Source organism: Alicyclobacillus sacchari (genome assembly GCF_004366795.1).
Taxonomy (GTDB): domain Bacteria; phylum Bacillota; class Bacilli; order Alicyclobacillales; family Alicyclobacillaceae; genus Alicyclobacillus; species Alicyclobacillus sacchari.
Window position 1 is genome coordinate 1 of record NZ_SORF01000060.1, and the last position, 1,242, is coordinate 1,242.

The window sequence follows — 1,242 nt, forward strand, 5'->3', positions numbered from 1 at the left end:
TCGCGTTCTCAGCCACATTCCGCAGGTTATCATTCACAATGAGTATGAGCAACAGCGTTTCGATCAGATCCAATTGGTGTGGATGAAATTAGAAAACCCATACAATTCGAGTGTGAAAGCACTGTGCCTTCAGTATTTTACCAAGTTGGATGAAATCTTAGGTACGAACAATCTGAAGAAACTCGTCTCCAGGAACCTTTCGGTCGATGCAATGGTTCCCTACATTGCACAATCCAGCAGGAACGTCGGGCTGGGACTTTTAGTTCTGGACGAATCGCAATTCCTCTCCAAGCGTGGCGGTAGTCAACTCGTTGATTTTCTCGTGTCGCTGATTAACGGGGGACTCAGCATTTTGCTTATTGGCACCCCTTCTTCGTATGCGCTCTTTGAAGGTGAGTTTCGTATCGCACGTCGGCTTACAGGTAATAAGGAAATTTTATGGAATGCAATGAAAAACAATGAAACGTTTCGCCTGTTTTTGGATGGGATCTGGCGTTACCAGTGGTTGAGGAACTATACTCCGCTTTCCGATGAACTGGCTTCGGCAATATTTGAAGAAACGCAGGGGATATCGGATTTGGTGATCAAGCTATACCTCTATGCCCAACAGTTCTCTATTGAGCGTGGCTTCGAGGTGATTACTCCCGAAATTATACGAAGGGTTGCCAAAGATCACTTCAGACTCATGAAACCCATGCTCGATGCGTTGAAGACGGGAAATCCATATAAAATTGCCCAATTTGATGACCTGAGAATACTGGATGTTAAGGAAAGGGCATCATCACATTCCGCACCGCCTGTTCAAAAGAGGACGAATGGTATGAAGAAGGAAACGAAACCAACGAAACCAACCCCAATTATAGAGAAACCAAAGAGAATGGTTGATTACAGGGATGGGGATTTGAGGAGATGTTTTCGGGTAGCGAAGAAAGAAGATGTTGCCCCTGAGATCGTTCTGGAGCGTGAGGGATACATTGACGACATGAAAGTGTGGACAGAGGGTGGCAAGCTATGATGAATTTTATCCCGCAAATCTACAGCGACGAATTACTTTATTCCGTCCTCGCGCGATACAAAGGCATGTGCGGGATGGTGAGCAGAAGAGCGTTTTTGAAAGATGTGTATGGAGAGAGTAAGATGCTGACCTTATACTGGCCCCAGAGTCAACCCAGACAGATGACGTGAGGTAAAATAGACGTAGAGAGGTGTTTGACTCATGCCAGGACGTAAGTGGACTGTGGA

General features: G+C 45.7%; 1 protein-coding gene. It reads left to right on the forward strand.

Annotated features, from left to right (window positions below; all coding sequences use genetic code 11):
* On the forward strand, positions 1-1,015 hold a 1,015-nt coding region (locus C7445_RS14420), incomplete at its 5' end, for an AAA family ATPase (RefSeq protein WP_166669189.1).
* Positions 1,016-1,242: the final 227 nt, after the last annotated feature.